The sequence below is a fragment of the Paraburkholderia franconis genome, assembly GCF_009362735.1.
In the GTDB taxonomy this organism is placed as follows: domain Bacteria; phylum Pseudomonadota; class Gammaproteobacteria; order Burkholderiales; family Burkholderiaceae; genus Paraburkholderia; species Paraburkholderia franconis.
Genome location: NZ_WHNP01000094.1, coordinates 1 through 21,698 on the forward strand (window position 1 = coordinate 1; position 21,698 = coordinate 21,698).

The 21,698-nt window shown below is 58.4% G+C and carries 15 protein-coding genes and 1 pseudogene; 5 read left to right on the forward strand and 11 right to left on the reverse strand.

Going from position 1 to position 21,698, the window contains the following annotated elements; translation table 11 throughout:
* The first annotated feature begins 57 nt into the window (after positions 1-57).
* Positions 58-1,092 (forward strand): IS630 family transposase, encoded by a 1,035-nt coding sequence (locus tag GCT13_RS41945; protein ID WP_152767705.1) that lies wholly within the window; start codon positions 58-60, stop codon positions 1,090-1,092.
* A 2-nt stretch (positions 1,093-1,094) separates the two neighbouring features.
* On the opposite strand, the gene GCT13_RS41950 is transcribed toward GCT13_RS41945, so the two are convergent.
* The gene (locus GCT13_RS41950) at positions 1,095-1,619 is read right to left on the reverse strand and encodes an FMN-dependent NADH-azoreductase (RefSeq protein ID WP_152767706.1); all 525 of its coding nucleotides are present in this window, start codon (positions 1,617-1,619) and stop codon (positions 1,095-1,097) included.
* A pseudogene (locus tag GCT13_RS50080) lies at positions 1,619-1,723 on the reverse strand (GNAT family N-acetyltransferase); the annotation flags it as partial. The gene GCT13_RS41950 and the pseudogene GCT13_RS50080, both read right to left, overlap by 1 nt.
* Before the next feature lie 190 nt (positions 1,724-1,913).
* Here GCT13_RS50080 and pdxR point away from each other — a divergent pair.
* Together pdxR and GCT13_RS41965 are read left to right on the forward strand one after the other, a co-directional pair.
* Positions 1,914-3,329 (forward strand): MocR-like pyridoxine biosynthesis transcription factor PdxR, encoded by a 1,416-nt coding sequence (pdxR, locus tag GCT13_RS41960; protein ID WP_152767707.1) that lies wholly within the window; start codon positions 1,914-1,916, stop codon positions 3,327-3,329.
* Between the two features lie 552 nt (positions 3,330-3,881).
* On the forward strand, positions 3,882-4,337 hold the full coding sequence (locus tag GCT13_RS41965) for a DUF3788 domain-containing protein (RefSeq protein WP_152767708.1): 456 nt from the start codon (positions 3,882-3,884) through the stop codon (positions 4,335-4,337).
* A 150-nt stretch (positions 4,338-4,487) separates the two neighbouring features.
* On the opposite strand, the gene trpS is transcribed toward GCT13_RS41965, so the two are convergent.
* From trpS to GCT13_RS42005, 8 genes are all read right to left on the reverse strand, one after another.
* On the reverse strand, positions 4,488-5,504 hold the full coding sequence (trpS, locus tag GCT13_RS41970) for a tryptophan--tRNA ligase (RefSeq protein ID WP_152767709.1): 1,017 nt from the start codon (positions 5,502-5,504) through the stop codon (positions 4,488-4,490).
* Positions 5,505-5,708: 204 nt separating this feature from the next.
* Positions 5,709-6,053, reverse strand: a complete 345-nt coding sequence (locus GCT13_RS51475) for a LysR family transcriptional regulator (protein WP_407670936.1) — start codon at positions 6,051-6,053, stop codon at positions 5,709-5,711.
* Positions 6,054-6,308: 255 nt separating this feature from the next.
* Positions 6,309-6,659 carry a copper-binding protein gene (locus tag GCT13_RS41980; RefSeq protein ID WP_152767710.1) on the reverse strand — a complete coding sequence of 117 codons (351 nt, stop codon included), beginning with the start codon at positions 6,657-6,659 and terminating at the stop codon, positions 6,309-6,311.
* Complete coding sequence (locus GCT13_RS41985) at positions 6,659-9,862, reverse strand: efflux RND transporter permease subunit (RefSeq protein WP_152767711.1); 3,204 nt, start codon at positions 9,860-9,862, stop codon at positions 6,659-6,661. The genes GCT13_RS41980 and GCT13_RS41985 overlap by 1 nt, the downstream gene beginning before the upstream one ends.
* The gene (locus tag GCT13_RS41990; RefSeq protein WP_152767712.1) at positions 9,859-11,409 is read right to left on the reverse strand and encodes an efflux RND transporter periplasmic adaptor subunit; all 1,551 of its coding nucleotides are present in this window, start codon (positions 11,407-11,409) and stop codon (positions 9,859-9,861) included. Before GCT13_RS41990 ends, GCT13_RS41985 begins: the two co-directional genes overlap by 4 nt.
* Before the next feature lie 10 nt (positions 11,410-11,419).
* Positions 11,420-12,718 carry a TolC family protein gene (locus GCT13_RS41995; protein WP_152767713.1) on the reverse strand — a complete coding sequence of 433 codons (1,299 nt, stop codon included), beginning with the start codon at positions 12,716-12,718 and terminating at the stop codon, positions 11,420-11,422.
* A gap of 94 nt (positions 12,719-12,812) precedes the next feature.
* The gene (locus GCT13_RS42000; RefSeq protein WP_152767714.1) at positions 12,813-13,169 is read right to left on the reverse strand and encodes a hypothetical protein; all 357 of its coding nucleotides are present in this window, start codon (positions 13,167-13,169) and stop codon (positions 12,813-12,815) included.
* A gap of 1,221 nt (positions 13,170-14,390) precedes the next feature.
* Positions 14,391-15,182 (reverse strand): response regulator transcription factor, encoded by a 792-nt coding sequence (locus tag GCT13_RS42005; protein ID WP_152767715.1) that lies wholly within the window; start codon positions 15,180-15,182, stop codon positions 14,391-14,393.
* 531 nt (positions 15,183-15,713) lie between these two features.
* Here GCT13_RS42005 and GCT13_RS42010 point away from each other — a divergent pair.
* Entirely contained in the window at positions 15,714-17,681 is a 1,968-nt protein-coding gene (locus GCT13_RS42010; RefSeq protein WP_152767716.1) for a sigma-54-dependent Fis family transcriptional regulator, read from the forward strand.
* A 281-nt stretch (positions 17,682-17,962) separates the two neighbouring features.
* On the opposite strand, the gene GCT13_RS42015 is transcribed toward GCT13_RS42010, so the two are convergent.
* Positions 17,963-19,984 (reverse strand): sigma-54-dependent Fis family transcriptional regulator, encoded by a 2,022-nt coding sequence (locus tag GCT13_RS42015; protein ID WP_227747293.1) that lies wholly within the window; start codon positions 19,982-19,984, stop codon positions 17,963-17,965.
* A gap of 1,119 nt (positions 19,985-21,103) precedes the next feature.
* Here GCT13_RS42015 and GCT13_RS50085 point away from each other — a divergent pair.
* Positions 21,104-21,541 (forward strand): hypothetical protein, encoded by a 438-nt coding sequence (locus GCT13_RS50085; RefSeq protein ID WP_227747294.1) that lies wholly within the window; start codon positions 21,104-21,106, stop codon positions 21,539-21,541.
* Positions 21,542-21,698: the final 157 nt, after the last annotated feature.

Genomic DNA, 21,698 nt, shown 5'->3' on the forward strand with positions numbered 1-21,698 from the left:
TATTGATCCGGCAATAAAATATTGAAACTTTGAGCGCAACACATGGTCGGAAGTGTTATGGAAAAAATCGACTCCCGAACCTTGCCGATGGCGGCACTGAATGAACGCCGTCGCCGCGCGGTGAAGATGCGCATCGAAGGCGTAGCGTTGAAAGAGGTGGCGCTGCGTTGCGAGATGTCGCCCACGACGGTGATTGCGGCCTGCAAGGCGTACGAGGCGGGCGGCTGGCGTGCCGTGGATGTCGGGCCTCGCGGTCGTCCGTCGGGTACCGGACGCAGCCTGAGCGCAGATCAGGAGCGGGTCGTGCAGAAAATCATCCAGGACCGCACACCTGACCAGTTGAAAATGCCGTATGCCCTGTGGACCCGTCAGAGCGTGGCCGAAGTGATCGAACAACGGTTCGGCATCCGTGTGCCGGTTCGTACGATGGGGCTGTATCTGTCGCGCTGGGGCTTCACCCCTCAAAAGCCATTGAAGAAGGCTTATGAGCAATCGCCGGCGGCGATCAGGAAGTGGCTCGATGAAGACTATCCTGCCATTGCGCAGCGGGCCCAGGCGGAAGGAGCCGAAGTCCACTGGGGCGATGAAACCGGACTGCGCTCCGACGATGTTCGGGGCCGCGGTTACGCGCCCACGGGAAAGACACCGGTGCTCAAGGTCAACGCGAAGCGTGCGGGCCTGTCGGTCATCTCCAGCGTGACGAATAAAGGACAGATGCGCTGGAAGATCTTCGACGGTGCGCTGAACACCGGCATCCTGATCGACTTCATGCGACGGCTGATCACCGGGGCGAAGAAAAAGATCTTCCTGATCCTGGACAATCTGCGTGTCCATCACGGCAAGGCCGTGAAGGCCTGGCTGGGCAGGCACCGCGACCGGATCGAGGTGTTCTATCTGCCCAGCTACAGCCCTGAGCTCAATCCCAACGAGATGGCCAACGCCGACCTCAAGCAAAGCGTCACACGGCGGGCGCCAACGCGTACCAGGCTGCAACTGGTCAAGGCCACCGCGCACCATTACAGGGTTGTGCAGAAGCAACCCGAACGCATCCGGCGATACTTCCAGCATGATCCTGTCCGTTATGCGGCTTGATTTCAACATTTTATTGCCGGATCAATACTATGGATTCCGATAACAGAAAAAACATGGCGTAGATACGGCGTGAGAAAATCAGGCTGACTCGCTCTTTCGCCAACGCATGGAGTGCTGGAGCGAACAAGAACCAGTGTAGGGCGATCTTTGAGCAACCCAATCTTCCCTCTAGTCCCCCGTTTGAACGTGCGTCCGTCACGCACAACGTGACCGATCCACAACTTCAGTGCTGAAGGCACGGCGAAGTTATGCGTAGGCGTGGAAATCAGCACGCAAGCACTTTGCTCGAGTTCAACAATCAACTGTTCGGAATCCAGGAAAGCATCCGACGTATGCGCCCATGACTCAACGAGACCCTGCGCGTACGCTGCTGAAATGGCGCGCAACCCATCGGTCGCAACGTTGCGCGTTACGAGACGAACGTCCGGGCGTCCGAACTGGAACTGTTCAATAGCCTCGCGTGCCAGCTGACCACCTAGTGAGCGCTCACCGTGCGGGCTGCATTCCAACAGGAGAAAAGTGCTCATCAATCAACCGCCTCAACAAAGTGCAATCCCGTTGCCAGCAACCCCTGTCGGAAGTAAAAGCGCTGAGCAAACGCGTTCGCCAAACCTGTATCGAGAACAAGGCGGTTCCGGACCGTTGAGCTTCGGTCGCAACTCCAGCATGACGGCATAGCAGGCTATACAATCGTGGTCGTCGTTGATATGACGTAAAGATGTTGATGTCATGGCGAATCCCGTGTTACCGAGTCGCCAGTTTAGAACAACGGTGTCCTACTCAATAGGCACAAGAAGTATCGACCCAACTGGGACATTGCCATGGATTTACCCGACTTCAAGTTGCTGACAAACCAGGAATCGCCGATTTATTTGCAGCTCTATTGGCGGTTTCGAAATGCCATCGCAACCGGCAAACTGACCCCAGGCGATCGTGTGCCTTCAATTCGAAGTCTCGCGAGTGAACTCAATCTGGCGCGCGGTACTGTCGAAGCGGCATATCAAATGCTGGTCAGTGAAGGCTATCTGATAGGTCGCGGGCCAGCAGGCACTGTAGTGTCTCCGCAGCTAGATGGCCGCATCGGCGCTACCACACCAGTCGGGTCAACCGCTCTTCGCCGATCAAATCAGGTGGTAGCACCCGGATTCAGGCCTTTGCAGCTGGGTTTGCCTGCACTGGACGCTTTCCCCCGGAAGACCTGGGTGCGGCTTGCTGGCCGCAAATTGCGCGCGATGAGCGTGGGGGACATGGTCAACGACGATCCAAATGGATATGAGCCGCTGCGCCGCGCTATCGCCGCGTATCTTGCCGTTTCGCGCGGCATTGCTTGCACACCCGATCAGGTCTTCGTCACCGCCGGATATCGTGGTGCGCTAGAACTAATTCGGCGCACATTGTTCCATCCCGGCGACACCGGCTGGTTCGAGGATCCGGGCTATATACACGCCCGACAGTTTCTCGAAGATGTCGGGATGCAATTGATCCCCGTTCCTGTGGACGACGATGGTCTGAATGTGGAAGCAGGCCGGCGTCAAGCCACCAGTGCCAGATTCGCGGTGGTCACTCCGACGCATCAAAGCCCTTTAGGCGTTCCGATGTCGCTTCCCAGAAAATTAGCCTTGCTGGAATGGGCGCAAGCCCAGCGCGCCTGGATCGTAGAAGACGACTACGACAGTGAGTTCAGATACCACGGCCGTCCTCCCCCGCCTCTGAAGAGCCTTGATCACGGAGGGCGCGTGCTATACGTCGGCACCTTCAGTAAAGTGCTGTATCCGGCATTACGTTTAGCCTATCTGGTGGTCCCAGAATCGGAAATTGACAAATTCCGGAACACGATGGCCTTGCAGGGCGCTAGCCCCGTTCTTTACCAGGCGACGGTGGCAGACTTCATGGACCGAGGCCACTTTGCACGCCATATTAAGAAAATGCGCTCGCTTTACGCGATGAGGCGTGATTTCCTGATTCAGGCTCTAGCTCAGGTGTTCGGCGAAGCATTGCAAGTGTCCGACCGCGCAGGAGGTATCCACGCGCTCGCATATCTAGATTCAAAATACAACGATAAGGCATTGGCCGCAGCTGCAAATGCTAATGGCCTGGCGGTCATGGCCCTGAGTGAGTGGCATATACGCCGCCGATCACCCATTGGACTGTTAATGGGGTTCGCTAATATTGCCACTCCTGAACAAGCGCTGGATGAAATCCGGCGCTTGATGATAATACACAAAGATCTTTTATAAGTTAGCCCAAGGGGTCCCCCATCGGATAGCGGGGCGCGTACCGCTCCCATAACGCACGCAGCAGGCGGTTCTCGTGAAGCAGGGCTCAAGCCGCTCTCGTTACTGCGTAACGGCTGGCCGGCGTAAATGATCTTCCAGACATGCCGCGCGGGCCTGGATACGCGCCCGAGTATTACGTACTAAAGACAGTGCGGCATGTGTCCGGGGCGCCCGCTAACGACTGGTGTCCTATCCACGCTAGTATTACGACAGAACAGAGTCGCCGAAAGCAATTATTCGTTACCGTGTAACGGTACGCTCAACCTTGAGACCGGTACCAATCCCGCCTATCTGCTTTGTCGAAGCCGCAGCCATTGCGGCCACGGATTTGAGCGTTGCGCCCCGCTGGAGCGAGGATGGTTAGACTTTCGATACTGCATTGCGGCTTGCAGAGGATATAAAACGGCTTACATACATGCAAATCACTTGCGAGAAGCTCATGTAAGATCGTCAGCGAGAAAACCACCTGCACATCAAAAGCATTCCGCCCAAAATGAGGAAGAGGAAAGCAACATGAATCAGCCCCCCCAAATCGGCGACCGGATCACCGATAAGTCGGCACCGCCTAGTGAGCGCACTCTACGCAACTGGATCGGGCCGGAGGCGTTCGAACATTGGACCGAGTTGCAGAGTTGGATCGATGCATCCTACCCCGGCGTTTTCGCGCCAGATTGGCTCTATGGCGGGAAGAATCGCGGTTGGTCACTACGCTACAAGAAGACCAAGGCTTTCTGCACCTTGCTTCCTGAATACAGGCAGTTATCGGTTCTGGTAGTCTTGGGGCGAGCAGAGCGCGAGAAGTTTGACGAGCGTCGTTACTCCTGGAGCCCGCAGTTGGTCAAGCTCTATGATGAAGCTCGACCATACCCTGATGGGAAATGGTTGACTGTTGCCGTCTCATCCACAGAGGATCGGCATGAGCTGATAGAGCTTGTGAGCATGAAGCGCCCCCCACTAATACGCGCTTGAAAATCACCGAAGTATTAAATCGTCGCGCGCTGCGCGACCATATTCAACCGCTCACGATCGCGCCGACGCGAGATTCGATCGTCAGGTTTCCTACGCGCAGCTGCCGCTTTCGACAATCGTGGGCAGTTGCGACACGTCGAAAGCCATCGCTTAGCTCCGGAAGTAGCTCAAACCCAGAGCGCCTTTGACTTCGGACAGTGTCTCGCCGGCCACTTCCCGCGCGCGCATCGTACCGCGACGCAAGATCGCAAGCACCTCGCCGCGATCTCGCTCTAGCTCGCGGCGGCGCGCTCGAATCGGTTCGATAAGTGACTGGAGTTGCTCGTTTAGCACTCGCTTGATCGCACTATCGCCCAGGCCCCCGCGACGATAGTGCGATTTGAGTTCATCCACTTTCTGTACGTTGGGCTCGAATGCATCGAGGAACGCGAACACAACGTTACCCTCCACCCGACCTGGATCGCTAACTCGCAAGTGGTTCGGGTCGGTATACATGTCGTTCACCGCCTTCGTAATTTCGTCCTCAGTGGCTCCCAGAGTAATGGCGTTCCCCAAGGATTTGCTCATCTTGGCTTTGCCATCGATACCGGGCAATCGAGTGACCTGTGAGAGCACAGCCTTGCATTCGACAAGTACAGACCGGTCGACGGTGTTGTTAAAACGACGCACTAATTCGTTCGTCTGCTCGATCATCGGCAGCTGATCATCGCCCACCGGCACCTGCGTTGCCTTGAACGCTGTGATATCCGCCGCCTGACTGACCGGATACGTGAGAAAGCCGGCCGGGATGTCTCTCTCGAAACCGCGTAGGCGAATCTCCTCTTTAATTGTGGGGTTGCGCTCAAGACGCGCGACACTTACGAGGTTAAGCAAATACTGAGACAGCTCCGCCAATTCTGGTACCTGCGACTGAATTAGAATGGTGGATTTCGTCGGGTCGATTCCAACGGCAAGATAATCGAGCGCGACTTCAATGACATTCGCGGTTACTTTCTGGTGCCGGCCGACGTTGTCGGTCAACGCCTGGGTATCCGCGAGAATCAAAAACTGTCTTGCTTCGTGTTGCAGTTGCACCCTGGCGCGCAACGAACCGATATAGTGGCCTAGATGAAGCGGGCCGGTGGTCCGGTCCCCGGTCAGGATGGTAGGGCGCTCTGCGTAGGACATAACTGGAACCTCATTATTTGTGAGAGCAGCGGGCAGCGCAGAAACGAAAATGCCGCCAGGACTGGCGGCATCACGTTTTGCGAAATATGTGGAACGACGGACCGCCGAATTCAGGCGTACCACCTACCGTGCACGCTCAGAGACCGGCTTCGCATTCATGGAGCAAGTATAGGCCAACTAGACAGCTAGCGTCTGATGACGCCTTCAGGCCGCCATTAGAGTTCGGCTCCGAGTGGCCGGAATGCGAGGGCAGCAGATCTCAGCGACGGTGAACGCCGGCGGGTAATGTCGTTGGCTTAAACATGAAATCAGCGCACGGCGACATGGACTTTTTCGACCAGGAAATCGGCAACGTACCTCGCGTACCGGCGCCAATGTCGCGCAGTTCTCCTGCAACAGGCTGTGCTGTCGGAGTATCAGGCGGGCAAGGTGCGCTAACGCCTCTCCTGCCTCGGTGGTTACCACGCCGTTGCGGCTTCTTTCAAGCAGAACGACACCGGCATCCGACTCGATGTTACTGATCCGCTCGCTTGCCGACGGGCGGCGCAACTTTCGAAGTCTTCGCAGAAACGCCCTCCCGTTATGCAGTAACGGCGTCTACGGCGCTGCAAAACCGTCTCTCCATCAAGGGATAATGGTTTGCTGCGAGTTCTTTCTTCTTGCGGGAGTGCGGTTTTGTCTGCCCACGCGGACGCGTGGTGTTGTCCCAGGTGCCCGGTCGCCCCGCGCCTGTCTCTCGTTCAAAAACGCGAACCGCAGACCGACCGTGAGCGGTCGGTCCGCGGGTACCGTTTCAGCACCGCATCACGATTGCCTTTCCATCGCCACGATAGTCAGTGTTCCTTTGACATTTTCCACACGCACCTTGACTCTATCGCCTTCGTGAACCCGTTTGACCATGTCAGCATCCTTCACCTTGAATGCCATGGTCATCGGCGGCATGCCGACGTTTTCGAGCGCGCCATGCTTCAACGTGACCATGCCCGCAGCGGCATCGACGTTCTTCACCTCGGCATCAGTCATCGCGGCGCCGGACGGTGCTTTCATTGCCGAAGGCTTTCCTGACATACTCATTCCGGCCATACCATCATCCGCGAATGCAGGTGCAGTCATTACGGCCGCGACAGCCGAAAACGCGACAATCATCTTCTTCATTAAAGTTCTCCTGTTTCAATTGATGGCACTTTCGCGCCAGAAGGTACTGCATGAGAAAACCGCGTGTCCTGGCTTCGCGCAACGCGACGGCGCTGCAACAGGAACCAGGCTGCCGGGATGACAAACATCGAGAGGATGGGCGCAGTCACCATCCCGCCAACCATCGGTGCGGCAATGCGCTGCATCACTTCGGAGCCGGCCCCATGGCCGATCATGATGGGAATGAGACCGGCGAGCACGACCGCAACCGTCATGGTTTTCGGCCGTACGCGCAGCACCGCGCCTTCACGGATCACATCGAGCAGCGTGGCCTCGTCAAGAGGCTCACCGAGTTCGAGTCGCCGGTTCAGAGCGCTTTTCAGATAAAGCAGCATGACGACGCCGAACTCAGCCGCTACACCCGCGAGCGCGATGAATCCCACGGAAGTCGCGACCGACACCGCATGTCCCAGTATCCAGATAAGCCAGAATCCACCGACCAGCGCGAACGGCACAGTCGACATCAGCAGAAGCGCGTCGGCGGCGGAGTTGAACGTCAGGAACAGCAGCACGAAGATCACGGCGAGCGTCACGGGAACAACGGTGCGCAGCTTCGCGGCAGCACGCTCCAGATATTCAAACTGTCCCGACCACGCAATCGAATAGCCTGGCGGCAGTGCCACTTTCTGCCCGACGGCCTGTTGCATCGCTCTTACGGCGGACTGAAGATCGACGTTCCGGATATCGATGTACACGTAGCCGGAAAGCCGCGCATTTTCGCTGCGGATCATAGGTGGACCATCGGCTATGCGCAGGTCAGCGACGTCGCTCAGCTGGATCTGCGCGCCCCGGTCGGTCACGACGGGCAGCCGACGCAGGCGCTGGAGCGAGTCGCGCACCTCGCGCGGATAACGGATGTTGATGGGGAAACGCTCGCGGCCTGCGATGACCTCGCCGACGTTGTCGCCCCCTACGGCCGACGACACGACAGCCTGGACATCACCGACGGACAAGCCATAGCGCGCCGCCGCCAGCCGGTTGATATCGACGTCGATATAGCGGCCACCGTTGAGCCGCTCCGCCAGCGCGGAGGTCACGCCCGGCACGTCCTTGACCGCGGCTTCGATTTGTGCGGCGACGCTGTCGATCTGCCCCAGGTCCGGTCCCGAGATCTTCACGCCGACGGGCGTCTTGATGCCCGTCGACAGCATGTCCAGACGGTTGCGTATCGGCGGCACCCAGACGTTCGACAGCCCCGGCACCTTCACGGTCTGGTCGAGTTCCTCGACCAGTTTTTCTGGCGTCATGCCGGGTCGCCACTCGCTTCGCGGCTTGAACTGGATCGTCGTTTCGAACATCTCCAGTGGCGCCGGGTCCGTCGCGCTGTCGGCGCGGCCGGACTTGCCAAAAACGGTCGCCACTTCAGGGACCGTCTTGATGAGACGGTCAGTCTGCTGCAGCAGTTCGGACGCCTTCTCGACCGAGATGCCAGGAAGCGCCGTCGGCATGTAGAGCAGATCACCCTCGTCGAGTGGCGGCATGAATTCTCCACCCAGTCGCGAGATCGGGATCACGGTCAGAATGAGGGCGATCACAGCCAGTCCGATCGCAAACCAGGGCCGGCGCAGCGTCCCTTCGATCATGGGCCGGTAAAGGCGAACCAGCACGCGATTGATGGGGTTCGACGTCTCGTGCGGAATGCGCCCGCGAATGAGATAGCCCATCAGCACGGGCACGAGCGTCACCGACAGGCCGGCAGCGGCGGCAATCGTGTATGTCTTCGTGAAGGCCAGCGGCGAGAAGAGCTTGCCCTCCTGACCTTCCAGCGAGAACACCGGGATGAACGAGAGCGTGATGATTAGCAGCGAGAAGAAGAGGGCTGGTCCGACCTCCGCCGCCGATGCCGCAATCAGTTCCCATCGCTGCGAAGCGGTGATGGGCGCATGGGGATGCGCATGCTCAAACGCTTCCAGATGCTTGTGCGCGTTTTCGATCATCACGATGGCCGCATCGATCATCGCGCCGATGGCAATCGCAATGCCGCCGAGCGACATCAGGTTCGCGTTGACGCCCTGATAGCGCATCACGATGAACGCCGCGAGCACACCAAGCGGCAGCGACAGGATCGCCACGAACGCACTGCGCAGATGGAACAGGAACACCGCGCACACGAGTCCGACGATGATGAACTCCTCGATGAGCTTGTCCTTCAGGTTGTCCACCGCGCGTACGATGAGCTGCGAGCGGTCATAGGTGGTCACCACTTCGACGCCTGGCGGCAACGAACGCTTCAGGTCCGCGAATTTGGCCTTTACCGCGTCGATGGTCGTCAGCGCATTCTTGCCGGAACGCATGACGATGACACCGCCCGCCACTTCGCCCTGGCCATTCAGCTCCGCAATGCCGCGACGCATTTCAGGCCCGATCTGGATGCGGGCAACATCGCCAAGCAGCACGGGCGTACCCGCATCATTGGTGCGGAGCACGACGTTGCGAAAGTCGTCCAGCGTATGCAGATAACCCGACGAGCGGACCATGTATTCGGATTCGGCGAGCTCGACGACGGAACCGCCCGATTCCTGGTTCGCCTTGCCGAGTGCATCGGCCACCATCGCCTGCGTGATGCCGTACGCGCGCAACCTGTCCGGGTCCAGCACGACCTGATTCTGCCGCACCATCCCGCCGATGCTCGCCACTTCGGAAACGTCCGGGACGGCTTTCAGTTCGAACTTCAGGAACCAGTCATTGAGCGCTCTGAGTTGCCCGAGGTCATGCTTCCCGGTCTTGTCGACGAGCGCGTATTCGTACACCCAGCCCACACCCGTTGCGTCCGGCCCCAGTGAAACCGTTGCTCCCGGAGGCAGGCGGCTTTGCACCTGGTTCAGGTATTCGAGCACACGCGAGCGAGCCCAGTACTGATCGGTCTTGTCGTCGAATAGCACATAGACGAACGCGTCGCCGAACGACGAATACGCACGGATGGTTTTGGCTCCTGGCACGCCAAGCAGGGTTGTCGTCAACGGATAGGTCACCTGGTCCTCGATGACCTGCGGTGCCTTGCCCGGATACGACGCCTTGATGATGACCTGCGTATCCGAAAGGTCCGGCAGCGCATCGAGTGGTGTCTCGGTCACCGAATACACGCCCCATGCGGTGACGAGCACCGTCGCGAGCAGCACGAGGAACCGGTTATGGATCGACCAGCGGATAAGGCGCGCAATCATTTCGTGCCTCCCGCCGGTTCGACCTTCGTGAGCTGGTAACCGTCATCCGACTGTTTGAAGACGAAATGAACGGACTGGCCAGGTTTGACGTCCGGAAATGCATCGGAGGCTGGCTTGCTGAACGCCATTGTCATCGCGGGCCAACCGAGCGCAGGGACGGGCTGATGCGAGAACGTGATGTCCTTTCCCGTGACGTGCTCGACCTTGCCCGTTGTCTCGTAGGTCTGCACAGCAGCCGTAGCTGCAACGGGCGCGGACGGCGGTGCCTGAGAACCTGCGCCAGCGCCTGTAGCGCCTTCGAGACGTGGCAGCACCGACTTCAGGCTGGCCTCCGAATCGATGAGGAACTGTCCGGATGCGACGACCGTCTCTCCATCGTTCAGGCCGCCGAGCACCTCGGTTTCGTCACCGATGTCGTTGCCGACCGTGACGGACACGGGTTGCAGACGGCCATCCGCGTTCTTCACGATGACCACCGAGCGCTTGCCCGTCGTGATGGCCGCCTCCGAAGGCACGAGCAGCCTCGACTTCCTGTTCTGTGCGCCGACGCGCACACGCATCAACATGCCCGGCGTCAGCTTCAGCGCAGCGTTGTCGATTTCGAGCCGCGCCTGAAGCGTGCGGCTGGTGGTGCTGATGCCCGGGAGGATTTCGCGAATCTTCCCGTTGAAGTGCCGGATCGGGTCGCCGGAGAACGTGGCATCCACTGTCGTGCCCGGCTGGACGCTCAGCGCGAGGGCTTCGGGAATTTCAACGATGAGCCACAGCTTCGAGAGACCCGCAACCTTGGCAAGCGTCTGGCCCGGAGTGACCTGGGCCCCGTCCCGCACGTTCAGTTCGCTGACGACACCCGTTTCGGGCGACGTGAGAACGACATGGGTCTGCACCTTGCCCGTCTGGTCGAGGCTGGCGATGAGGCTCTCTGGAATCGAGAGCGCACGCATCCTCGCACGCGATGCCTCCAGCAGGCTCGTGTCCATGCCACCGTGCCTGAGCGACAGGTATTCTTCCTGCGGCGCAAGCCAGTCGGGCACGAAAAGCGATGCGACAGGCGCGCCCTTGGTTATCCGCTGCATTGGCGCACTGGCGTACAGACGGTCGATGTAGCCTGTCACGCGCGACTGCACGACGTCGGCCTGCGACTCGTCGAACTGGGTGGTGCCGACGGCGTCGAATCCTTCAGCTGTGTCCTGCCGACGCACGGTCGCATAGCGGATGCCGAGGTTCTGCTGCAGGCCCGGGTCGATCCTGACGCCCGCCGCGCCACCGCCTTCATCTGCGTACACGGGCTCGAGCTGCATGTCCATGAAGGGCGACTTGCCGGGCTTGTCGAAGTGCTGCGCGGGCACCATCGGGTCGTGCCAGTAGAGCACCTTGCGGCCCGTCTTCGGGTCGATCCTGTCGCCGGAAGACGAGGCAGACGCGACGGCTGGACTGGCCGACGAATCCGTCATGGTGTGGCGCATACCAGCGAAATAGCCCGCGCCGGCCAGAGTTGCACCTGCAAATACAGCGACGACCGCGCGCGCTAGCTGTTTCCTGTTCATGTTCTCTCCTTCACTGCGCAGCTGCCATCGTCGATGGCACGACCTGATATTCGAGCTGGGCCCAGGTCTGGGATACGTCGCGTTTGAGGCCAAGCACCTGAAGCTGTGCATCGAGCTGCGCGCGGCGTGCCGCGAACGTATCGGCAAGCGAGCCTGTCCCTGACCGGTAAGCGGCATTCGCAAGCTGCACACGCTGGTCAGCCACAGGCAGGAGAGACTGGCCGAGATTGGCGATGCGCTCCCGGCCGCTTGCAAGCGTCGCTGACTGGGCCTGAATATCCGCTTCAACCTGACGCTGCGTGTCCTCGTACAGCAGACGCGTCTTGGTGGCGAGTTCGGCCTTCTCGGCTGCATCCCGGTTCTGACGGTTCTTGCGGTTGATGGGCAGCGGAATGCTGACGCCCACCGACACCATGTTCGAGTACGCACCGCCTCGTTGCTGGTACGCCACCTCCCAGGTCCAGTTGGGGCTGCGTTCGCTATTTGCGACTGCGGTGTCAGCATCGGCAACGGCGATGTCGTCGGACGCTGCGATAAGCGCGGGCTGGACCTGTTTCAGTTCCTCAGGCGGCAGCGACGAGACGAACGACTCCGGCGCCGGCGGCTCACCCGTGACGTCGGAGACGGGGGTTGCCGTCCATCGCGAAAGCGTAATGAGGGCAGTCTTGTACGTCTGCCCGGCCTTGAGCACCTGGTCCTGCGTCTGCGCAAGCATCGCCTGAGCCTGCACAACATCTGCGGCCGTCGCCTTCGCGCCCCGGTACGAGGCTTTCGTCGCGGCGAGTTCGTGGTTCATGTGGTCCAGCAGTTCCTGCTGCAGCGACACGGCCTTCTTTGCATAGATGGCATTGAGCCATGCACCGGCCGTCTGCTGACGCACGTTGGCGAGTTGCAGCAGATAGCCATCGTGTTCACGACCGGTCATCTGGTTCGCCAGTGTCGAGCGCAGACGCCGCTTTTCACCGGACACCCACTCCTGTTCGATGCCGATCCGGCGCATCGTCATGAAGTCCTGGCCAATGGTGTATTTCTGCGGGCCGGTGACCGGAAGGTTGTCGACGCCCGCCTTGAGCGTCGGGTCCGGCAACTGGCCGGCCTTGACGGCAACTTCGGAACTGGCTCGTTCCGATGCCTGCGCTGCCTGCATCGCAGCCGAGCGGTCGGTCGCGTACTGCAAAGCGGCTTCAAGCGTGAAGGACGCGTTCTGCGCGTGCGCAGTGGCGCACGCAAGCATCAGCGCGACGGCGAGTGAGCGCGCGCGCAGTGGTGCACGCCAGCGCGGTGGCGTGCCGATCGATTTCGGTTGCATGTTCTAATCCCAACGGCGGAAACCCAAAAAGGGAATCCACGTCCTGGACGCAGGACGACATCACCGCAGACGCGGTGAACCAGTCAGCAGGGGATCAGATTGCTCGAGGAGGTCGCCACAGGCCACCCGGTTCACGGACGGTGAGCGACTTCGCATAGTGAAAGACAACGCGGCTTCCCACGGACGTGGGATGGCTGACGGTTGCGGTTACAGTGGGATAGTACAGACTGCCGAACTGGCACTGGGCGGTCATCTTGCAGAAACCGCCTTTTGGCTTGACGGTTGAAGACGACTTCATTGAATCGCACCCGGTCATGGCGACAAACATACCGTCGTCCATCGACATGGTTTGTTGCATCGGACATTCCCCGGCCGTGCCGCTGGCTGCCAACCCGGTAATGGGCAGCATCGCGCAAAGCAGCAGGAGGAAGAGAGTCCGGAAAAATTTCATAGCGAGATGTGTAGCGCGGCCATTTTAGCCAACTTTCCGAGATCTTGTCAGAGCAGCCCTCTTCCAGCGGAACGGCTCCTTGTCCACCCTCTACAGCACTGCACGCTTGCGTTTGCAGTATGTGCTGATGCTCGCAAATCCGATAACTGCGTTTAAAAACAGCTCATACGCACGATCGGTCCACAGATTTGAAAGAGCAATCAATCGCCCCCGATCTATTTCAAATGACCGTTACTGCATAACGTTCACGCGCAATCAGCTTCAGTAGCGCCGCAGTGTCGCCGACAACAAAAAGATCTTGCGGAATACGAGTTCTGCACGATCCCGGTGTTCAGGCACGCGACGCGGGTATCTACCGGTGCAGTGCTTGCCGCCATGAGATCGGTATTGCGAAGGGACATACGTTGCCGCCACAGAATCATCACCAACACGCTCCCGGACTCAGTCGGACACAATGGCAACTGGCTGTCTTCGCACAGGCACGCGGCTAGCCATTTTTCCTGGTGCGGATCGCATCGCAATCGCAAGAAGACGACGTGGTCCGCCCCGCTCAGCCCGAACTCGATTGGCATCCGCATCCCGCTGCGGCACCGTAAGTCGGAGGATGCCATTGGTGAAGTACGTGTGGTTTGGCTCGTCCTTGAGGAACCGGCAGCGACGCTGCATACAGCTTGCGCGCCGCCGAGCTCTCGGGCACGTCTGATATCGCGCCTATTGAAGGCAAACACGGCATAGATCGACGGTCCGAAGATAAACATTTCTATTAAGCCACGGTACGAAAACATACTCGTCGTAAGCGTTTGAGCCAATGAAAATCCAACGATGCAAAGAGCAATACATAGCGATATCCTCGATCTAGCAGCACATCGACAATCGATTAAACAATCACGAAATAATTCATTTAGGTTTACTAATCCCACTCCGTCGAAAACTTAAATTTATGTGTTTCCCGCGACTTAATATTAGACAGAGGCGCAGAAAAATCCATTATCCATAGGAGTTTCCGCACAACACATAAGAGTTTGATCAATATCCTTAAGTATTGAATAGGGGCCGAGATGCGTGCTCTATCTTAGCCTTAACGCCGTGACAACACTTAGCGCGAAGGGGTGCTGCACGCGGCACGAGCACACCGCCTCCCCGTATAGCGATCAACCTAGCCTCCTGAAATGTCGGACATTCGGAGCATACTGCCGTCGGTCTTCGGTAGTCCGATTGGTGTCAACTCAAATTTAATAGTAACGAATTCCTGATAATTTGATGGTCGTCGTACGCGATGGCGTACTTTTGTTGTTTTGAAGCGGCGTCCGTTAAATTTGCTTCCATTCGAACCAGTTCCGCAAAAGACTTCGCCCTCATTTTTTGCATCAAATGCGATCGATTTGCCTTGATTGTTATTTCACTGACACATAGTTCCGCCGCGATTTGCTTGTTCATCAATCCCTTTGCTACCAGAGCCAATATCTTTCTTTCTCTGGGCGTTAAAGACAGATACCGAACAAGAAGGTCTTTTTGCCTACATTCGATCTCTCTACGACGGCGGTCGCATTCGATCGCAGCCTCAACTGATTCGAGCATGTCCTGACTACGGAACGGTTTGCTCAAAAAATCCAACGCACCAGCCTTCATAGCATCAACCGTCATCCTGACGTCACCATGAGCGGAAATAAAGATTATCGGCACATTGAAGTGGACCGCGCGGAGTCGATTTTGAAGTTCGAGCCCGCCAATTCCTGGCATGCGAACGTCGAGAATCAAGCAATTCGCGTCGGTAGGGCCGCCATTATTGAACTCGTCAAGTTCATCCAACAGGTCTTGGGCAGACGGAAAAAGTTTTACCACAATTCCAACGGAATTCAGCAGTTCTAATATTGCTTCACGTACTGGAGCGTCGTCATCCACTACCAAAACTACGGGCGCGGCATTGCCGTTGCTCTTAAGTTCAGATCTTTGCAAGGTCACGATATCCTCCTGCTGCGGCGGTTCAAGGAGATGCCGCGTCGCCACCGGCATGAATGCGTTATAGGCGTCGCTCCTGAGGCGTCGGGCTAATGTTTGCCGGGGCGCTTGACGCGGTGAATCACAGGAGCAGCGGTATAGCCTCTTAACTGCATAGACCGTGCCAACAAGACAATGATGACCCCATGTCATTGATTCGGCTAGGATTTTCGGTCGCTCGATCCCCATTTAAGAATCGCATACGCGTGAGACGTTCGATTTTCGTACGCCAAACGGATAGAATTCAGACGGAGCCCTCGGCACAATTAGACGCATAAAGCCGCAAGCTGCAACACAGCCGAAGACCGGTCCAAAGAAAAGAAACCGCTGGTCGAGCGCGCGATTCGTTCGGACCTTCCGACCGGCATTCACCCACGCTGCGACGACGCTGGTAACCGTTAATAAGCACTCCGGTAATGAAACGCGATCGCAGGCGAGCAACACACTGACTTTCTCAGCTCGGGCAGGACTCCGACAGGAGGCGTAATGAGAAGGACCAGCACTTCAGTAGATTGGTTTTCCCGCCCTGATCAGGATGCAAGCATCATGTCGGCATGGGAACGCATGATTGAGGGACGCGCCCCGCCTACCAGCGCTGTCCGTGCGGTGATTGATGCTTCGTGGCATCGATGCCTGGAGGGTCGCGTGGACCCTGACGCGACGAGTGGCCCTCCACCGCTCGATGAAGACAGTGTTTATGACCTGCGAGTCAGGAACAGTCGACTATTGAATGCCGTTGAGCCGCTTATCGAACAGACCCGCGAGCTTCTGTCCCGGACAGAGACCGTACTAGTCCTGACAGATCCGAATGGGACGATTCTCGATCTGGCAGGTGACTCACGCATCGTTGGCCCTCTAGGCGAACTCCGCTTGGTACCAGGTGGAAGCTGGACCGAACGCACCGGCGGGACCAATGCGATTGGCACCGCCCTTGCCTTGCGGCAACCAGTGCAGATCCATAGCGCCGAACATTTCTGCATTGCGATGAAGCGGTGGACATGCGCCGCAACGGTTATCTGCGATCCGCAAGATGGGACCGTGCTGGGCGGAGTCGATGTTTCGGGGCTTGCGCATACCTACAGTGGGCACAGTCTACCGTTTATTGTCTCGCTCGCTTCCCGGATTGAGGGCCGCCTCGGCCGGGTCACGCTGGAACGTCATCTGCGTCTGCTCGAAAATAGCCTTTCATACTGCTCGGCACGAACAGACGGCGTGGCGATAGTCGATGAGTTCGGGCGTCTGATAAAAACCAACTCACAGGCGCGCGCTGCATTCGCACGTATTGGCGTCCCAGGCTCGCTGGAAGACGCGTTCCCGATCCCGGACATCGCAGCAATTGCCGAGGGATCCATACCGCCGCATTGGCCAAAGTGGCTGCGCATTGCGCGAATCGAGCGTGTCAAGGAGGGATCGGATACGCTCGGTTTCATGTTGATTGCTCCGGCAAGCATACGGCTCGCGCCCTTGCGGCCCGATCCCATATCATCGGTTGAATCGGAGCGCACCCCAGCGTTTTCGCAAATTATCGGCACTAGTTCTCCGTTGTGCGCGGCTATTCAGAAAGCGCAGCAGCTCGCCAAAGCTACGGTTCCGGTTTTGCTCCTCGGAGAGACAGGTGTGGGAAAAGAACTCTTCGCGCGAGGCATCCATCAGGCGAGCGCGAGGGCCGAGGGTCCCTTCATCGCACTGAATTGCGGCAGCTTGTCCCGAGACCTGTTGACTAGCGAGCTTTTTGGTTATGCGGAAGGCGCATTTACCGGCGCACGTCGATCAGGCATGAAGGGGAAGATCGAAGCGGCGGATGGCGGCACGCTGTTCCTGGACGAAATCGGAGAAATGCCGCTCGATGTCCAGCCCCATCTGCTACGCGTGCTGGAGGAAAGCGAGGTCCTTCGACTGGGTGAAAACACCCCCAGGAAGGTTAACTTCCGGTTGATCGCTGCAACTCATCGCGACTTGCGAGCGGAAATCGCCGACGGGAGCTTTCGCGCCGACCTTTACTACAGGCTAGCCGTTACCAATATTTCGATCCCCCCACTGCGTGAACGCACGGCAGACCTGCCGGAACTGCTCGAGCACTGGTTAGCCGTCTCCCGTGACCGCTTTGGCGTCAACAACGTCGTAATCGATGACAGGGCATTTGAGTGTTTGATGAACTATGCCTGGCCCGGCAACGTGCGCGAATTGCGTAATGCGATTGAAGGCGCTGTGCTGATGGCATGCGACGGCGTTATACGGATCGGCGATCTGCCAGCCGAGCTACAGACACCCTCTGGATCCGCAGGTGCACAAGATCAGCCTCACGACGAAGGCTCCGGGACCGTGCCCCGGGAGCCGCGGTCACTCGAAGCGGCAGAAGCCGAGTCGATAAGGTTCGCGATACAGAAGTGTCGGGGTAATCTTACGGAAGCGGCTTCTCAACTTGGAATCGCGAAGAGTACGCTGTATCAAAAGGTCACGAAGTACGGACTCACCGACGACATCCTGACCGCTCGCCGGAAGTCTTCAAGCTAACGTCGCTTGCAATGCCTCGAGCCTCTGCCTTCGACATCAGAAAAAGACGCCCTTAGCTGGAAACAGCCATGTGTTACGCCAACGACATCGAGGAAAAGACAATGAGGGATTGGCGCTTTCAGACGTGCAACCCGTCAATCGGTCGCAACTGTGATGCCCGGCTGCCCTCTTCGCTCGAAGGTTGGCAAGTTACCGTCCGGCGCGGCGAGTAGAACGTGAACGTTGGTTGCTCGCGTGTAAAGGATTGGAATTCACACCGGCGCAAATTCGAGAGGCCTACGTCATCGAGTGCTGCGCCGTCTGCTTGCTGGCTCCCGCTTCAAGGCATACTTGCTCATCTTCATATACAGCGTGCTTTTCGCGATACCAAGCTGAGCAGCCGCCCGGGTCAAGTTGCCTTCGCTATGCCGGATCGCTGCTCGAATCACCTCTGCTTCTGCCATTTCCAGCGAGCCGAACATTTGGCGAGCAGAATTGACCTCGAGGGGAGGCATCGACGTCACATCTTCACGAGGAGACGCGTTGGCGCGTACTTCTAGCGGAAGCTCGTTCACGGTGATCGTGCCGTCTCGGGCCATGAGCACCGCACATTCGATCGCGTTGCGCAGTTCACGCACGTTGCCAGGCCATGAATAGCTCAACAAGCAGGCCTGCGCGTCATCATCGAATACCGCGTCGACCAGGCCGTACCGTTTACGAAAGACGTGCAGCCAGTGTTCGATCAGCTCTTCCATGTCGTCCTTGCGGTCACGTAGAGGTGGGATCGTAATGTTGGTTACAGCCAGCCGGTAGTAAAGATCCATGCGGAATTTTCCCTCTTTGACATCTGCACGCAGGTTGCGATTCGTTGCGGCGATCAGGCGGAAGTCGACCTTGCGAGCCGTGTTCTCGCCGAGTCGATATATCTCCCCCTCTTCTAGCACGCGCAGCAGAAATGGCTGGATGTCGAGAGGCATTTCGCCGATTTCGTCGAGAAACAGCGTGCCGTGATTCGCAGCTTCGATTTTCCCCGTCATGCCGGATTTACACGCACCGGTAAACGCACCTTCCGCGTAACCAAACAGTTCGCTTGTTAGAAGATCGTGGGACATGCCGCCGCAATTCAGCGCGATGAAGGGGCTGTCGGCCCTATCGCTAGCCTCGTGGATACCCTGCGCAAACAGTTCTTTGCCCACGCCCGATTCACCGACGAGCAACACAGGGACCGATGCTTTCGCAAGTTGCCTCGCTTTCTGGAGCGTCACATTCAGTGCGGGGCTCGAGCCGATAATGCGGGAGAAGGCCGGCGCAGGCTTGGATGCAGCGGGTTTCAAGTCGGACAGCAAGGCGGCGTGCCGGTTGACGGCTGGGGCAATCAGCATGAAGCCGAGCGTCTCGCCCCCTTCCAAAACCGTTTCGATTTGAGCGAGGCGCAGCCACGCCGCTCCTTGCGTCGACTTCGCGCCCGCGGCGATCCTCGCGATGTCCGGGATGGGAAAAGCGCTCTCAAGTCTGCCCGATATACCGAGTCGTGCAAACGCGATGGGCGCCTGCGGATTCGCCCTGACGAGGCGTCCCCGATCGTCGACGACAATCACGCCGTCTGTACGTCCCGAGCAATACGTCCAGCAGCGCGCCATCAGCCGCAGTCGTCGTTCCATGGCGACTTTACCCAGGCTGCCTTCGATACGCCCGGCCATTGAGACTATGAACGCCAGACTATGCCGGTTGTAGGTTCGAGCAAGCCCCGAGACATCCAGAACGCCGCGTACCGAACCGTCCATCGGATCACGGATTACTGTGGCTGAGCACGTCCACCGTTTGATCCCTGAGCAGAAATGCTCGGACCCATGAATCTGCACCGGCTGCCGCAGCGTCAGGGCAGTGCCGATCGCGTTGGTCCCGGAAGTGAGTTCGTTCCAGGTGCTACCCGGGACCAAGTGAATCTCTCCCGCTGGTTCGAGAAGGCGCGCGTCGCCAGCATGTTCGAGAATCATCCCATCCGGATCCGTGAGCAAGAGGATGGTCCCCGTCTGTGAAAGAAACTCGTTTGTCTGATCGATAAACGGTACGCTGACATGCATCAGTTGGTCGTTTCTGGTGCGCAAGTCAAACAGCTGACCTTCTTCCACCGGTGGCGGAGCGCACATCGTACCAGGATCCACCCGGCCGTCCAGGCATCGGCGCCATGATTCATTCACGACTCCGCGTAATGTCCCCGTTGACGGTTTGCCACCTTGAATCAGGCATTCCCAAGCGGCCTCGACACTGGCGTCGACCACTGGGCTCGCAAACCAGTCCATCGGTGTACCTGTCTTTTTCATAAGCGTGAGTCCATCACCCGATCGGCGGGTCAGGTGTCGGCGCCAAGCATTTTTTGCGCCTGAAACATATCGCCATGATTCGCACACAACCAGTTATCAACATCCGCCGGACGGCACGGGGCCGCGGCACGATGCGAGCAAGTCGGGCAAACATTCTGCAGCCGTGTCCCCATCGACGTTGCACGGCAGGCGATGTCAGTAATCGGCGAACCCGCTAAGCAGTATCGCTGCTCGACGGCATCTTTCAGAATACACATCCGAGCCAGTTGATGCGTAATCAGAGTTCGACGGACGAGATTCTCCCCTTGTCGTACAAGACGCATCTCCATCCGGAATCCGGTCAGGCCGCGGCCTTACACCGATACCCAGTTCCAGGCCCGCTAGGAGATCGTAACGTAACCCGAAAAAAAGCGCACAAGGCTCAGAATGCCTGCAGGTCCTCAAAATATGGGGTCTGGGCATCGCACAGTGACGCGACGTGAGCGATGCTTTCGAACGTCAACAGTTCCAGGACGCGAAGAATGAAATGCCTGTCCGTTTCACGAAATGCGCATCGGCCTCAGTATGCGCCGCCAGCCAACTTTGGGCTGGCCGGAGGTCCAGTTAAGAGGAAAACGCTGATTACCGAAGTCGAATGATCCTCCGTTTTAGCGCTTAAGATCCTTTAGCATTTCAGAACGCTGTTCGGGGTCCTTTGGTGTGGTCACGCCAAACCTCCGTTAAAAGATCGGCTCCGTGCGATATCCTCGAAGGCAGTGACGGATTCGGTCGTCGCACCGCTCACCCTCAAGTCTTCAAAGTCATCGAATTCGATGTGTTGGGCCGTCGGCATCCCTGTGCCGCGCGGCGCGCGGATGTCAACCGATGGTCGACCTTGTCGCGAACCCCTGCCAGCGCGAGCAGATCGGACATTACGCTATCGCCGGTCTCGATGGGACGATCGCTCGCAGAGATTGTTTCAACCAGGAAAGCTAAGGCGACAGATCGCGGACGGACCAACACAGAGCGCTCGCCGAGTGAAAAAACGGGCACTGTGATTCGCCGCAGCGCCGACGCCCGTCGTCACGCCTCAGCCGATATAGCAGACCTTGTCGAACGGTGCGTCCTCGCGGATCCGTGATGGTGCTGTGTTACAGCCGGCTGATGTATCTGGAATTTACCGTCTCGCAGACGATGGAGCACTTCCTCGCCTGCCATGAGCACGCGTTCGCGGCCTTCCATGGCTGCCCGCGCAAGGTCATGGTAGACAATCTGAAGTCCGCGGTGCTGCAGCGGCTGGTTGGCCAGGCGCCGGTATTCAATCCACGCTACCTCGATGCCGCGCGCCACTGGGGATTCGACATCGTTGCCTGCTACGTAGGCAAAGGCAACGAGAAAAGGCCGGGTGGAAAACGGCGTGGGATAAGTCAAAAAAAACCTTCTATGGGGCCTCGGAAGTCAAGCACGTTGCAATATAAAAACTCTCTGTCATACGAAGCAAACCGTCCCTTGACCGATCCGTCGTCTACGGCCAGTCCGCGCGGTCGCCTCTTACGACCAGACGCGGGCTGGCCGTAGACGACCGGTAACGGGTGGTGCAGATCGGCATGCCAATGTCGTTCAGGTCAGGGTGGGTGATGGGACCGGCCATGGCCTGGTCGACCTTCTATCCGTGCCGGCCGGGCAGGCCGGTCACCTTATGCCGCATGCGCAAAGCGCGCGGGAGCCACCCTGT

What these genes read in the sequence shown, in the direction of transcription:
- GCT13_RS41995 (WP_152767713.1), bottom strand. Translation starts at nt 12,718, where the DNA reads ATGCAACCGAAATCGATCGGCACGCCACCGCGCTGGCGTGCACCACTG.
- GCT13_RS41980 (WP_152767710.1), bottom strand. Translation starts at nt 6,659, where the DNA reads ATGAAGAAGATGATTGTCGCGTTTTCGGCTGTCGCGGCCGTAATGACT.
- GCT13_RS42010 (WP_152767716.1), top strand. Translation starts at nt 15,714, where the DNA reads ATGTCGGCATGGGAACGCATGATTGAGGGACGCGCCCCGCCTACCAGC.
- GCT13_RS42015 (WP_227747293.1), bottom strand. Translation starts at nt 19,984, where the DNA reads ATGAAAAAGACAGGTACACCGATGGACTGGTTTGCGAGCCCAGTGGTC.
- GCT13_RS41965 (WP_152767708.1), top strand. Translation starts at nt 3,882, where the DNA reads ATGAATCAGCCCCCCCAAATCGGCGACCGGATCACCGATAAGTCGGCA.
- GCT13_RS41950 (WP_152767706.1), bottom strand. Translation starts at nt 1,619, where the DNA reads ATGAGCACTTTTCTCCTGTTGGAATGCAGCCCGCACGGTGAGCGCTCA.
- GCT13_RS41945 (WP_152767705.1), top strand. Translation starts at nt 58, where the DNA reads ATGGAAAAAATCGACTCCCGAACCTTGCCGATGGCGGCACTGAATGAA.
- trpS (WP_152767709.1), bottom strand. Translation starts at nt 5,504, where the DNA reads ATGTCCTACGCAGAGCGCCCTACCATCCTGACCGGGGACCGGACCACC.
- GCT13_RS50085 (WP_227747294.1), top strand. Translation starts at nt 21,104, where the DNA reads ATGGTGCTGTGTTACAGCCGGCTGATGTATCTGGAATTTACCGTCTCG.
- GCT13_RS41985 (WP_152767711.1), bottom strand. Translation starts at nt 9,862, where the DNA reads ATGATTGCGCGCCTTATCCGCTGGTCGATCCATAACCGGTTCCTCGTG.
- pdxR (WP_152767707.1), top strand. Translation starts at nt 1,914, where the DNA reads ATGGATTTACCCGACTTCAAGTTGCTGACAAACCAGGAATCGCCGATT.
- GCT13_RS42005 (WP_152767715.1), bottom strand. Translation starts at nt 15,182, where the DNA reads ATGCCGGTGGCGACGCGGCATCTCCTTGAACCGCCGCAGCAGGAGGAT.
- GCT13_RS42000 (WP_152767714.1), bottom strand. Translation starts at nt 13,169, where the DNA reads ATGAAATTTTTCCGGACTCTCTTCCTCCTGCTGCTTTGCGCGATGCTG.
- GCT13_RS41990 (WP_152767712.1), bottom strand. Translation starts at nt 11,409, where the DNA reads ATGAACAGGAAACAGCTAGCGCGCGCGGTCGTCGCTGTATTTGCAGGT.